This is a genomic window from Vibrio sp. HENC-03, assembly GCF_000305755.2.
In the GTDB taxonomy this organism is placed as follows: domain Bacteria; phylum Pseudomonadota; class Gammaproteobacteria; order Enterobacterales; family Vibrionaceae; genus Vibrio; species Vibrio owensii.
Window position 1 is genome coordinate 1 of the sequence record NZ_JH976106.1, and the last position, 1,485, is coordinate 1,485.

Below are 1,485 nucleotides of genomic sequence, written 5' to 3' on the forward strand. Positions count from 1 at the left end.
CCTGGCGACGGTTGTCCAGGTTCAAGTGCGTAGGCTGAGAGATTAGGTAAATCCGGTTTCTCTTAAGGCTGAGACACGACGTCGAGCTACTACGGTAGTGAAGTCATTGATGCCATGCTTCCAGGAAAAGCCTCTAAGCTTCAGATTGTAAGGAATCGTACCCCAAACCGACACAGGTGGTCGGGTAGAGAATACCAAGGCGCTTGAGAGAACTCGGGTGAAGGAACTAGGCAAAATGGTACCGTAACTTCGGGAGAAGGTACGCTCTTGATGGTGAAGTCCCTCGCGGATGGAGCTGACGAGAGTCGCAGATACCAGGTGGCTGCAACTGTTTATTAAAAACACAGCACTGTGCAAAATCGTAAGATGACGTATACGGTGTGACGCCTGCCCGGTGCCGGAAGGTTAATTGATGGGGTTAGACTTCGGTCGAAGCTCTTGATCGAAGCCCCGGTAAACGGCGGCCGTAACTATAACGGTCCTAAGGTAGCGAAATTCCTTGTCGGGTAAGTTCCGACCTGCACGAATGGCGTAATGATGGCCACGCTGTCTCCACCCGAGACTCAGTGAAATTGAAATCGCTGTGAAGATGCAGTGTACCCGCGGCTAGACGGAAAGACCCCGTGAACCTTTACTACAGCTTGGCACTGAACATTGACCCTACATGTGTAGGATAGGTGGGAGGCTTTGAAGCAAGTACGCCAGTATTTGTGGAGCCGTCCTTGAAATACCACCCTTGTAGTGTTGATGTTCTAACGTCGACCCCTAATCGGGGTTGCGGACAGTGCCTGGTGGGTAGTTTGACTGGGGCGGTCTCCTCCCAAAGAGTAACGGAGGAGCACGAAGGTGGGCTAATCACGGTTGGACATCGTGAGGTTAGTGCAATGGCATAAGCCCGCTTGACTGCGAGAATGACAATTCGAGCAGGTGCGAAAGCAGGTCATAGTGATCCGGTGGTTCTGAATGGAAGGGCCATCGCTCAACGGATAAAAGGTACTCCGGGGATAACAGGCTGATACCGCCCAAGAGTTCATATCGACGGCGGTGTTTGGCACCTCGATGTCGGCTCATCACATCCTGGGGCTGAAGTCGGTCCCAAGGGTATGGCTGTTCGCCATTTAAAGTGGTACGCGAGCTGGGTTTAGAACGTCGTGAGACAGTTCGGTCCCTATCTGCCGTGGGCGTTGGAAGATTGAAGGGGGCTGCTCCTAGTACGAGAGGACCGGAGTGGACGAACCTCTGGTGTTCGGGTTGTGTCGCCAGACGCATTGCCCGGTAGCTAAGTTCGGAATCGATAACCGCTGAAAGCATCTAAGCGGGAAGCGAGCCCTGAGATGAGTCTTCCCTGATACTTTAAGTATCCTAAAGGGTTGTTCGAGACTAGAACGTTGATAGGCAGGGTGTGTAAGCGTTGTGAGGCGTTGAGCTAACCTGTACTAATTGCCCGTGAGGCTTAACCATACAACACCCAAGGGGTTTTGATGG

Annotated in this window: 1 rRNA gene; it reads left to right on the forward strand. The window is 52.5% G+C overall.

Going from position 1 to position 1,485, the window contains the following annotated elements:
- A 23S ribosomal RNA gene (locus tag VCHENC03_RS0125625) occupies positions 1-1,461 on the forward strand; the annotation flags it as partial.
- Positions 1,462-1,485: the final 24 nt, after the last annotated feature.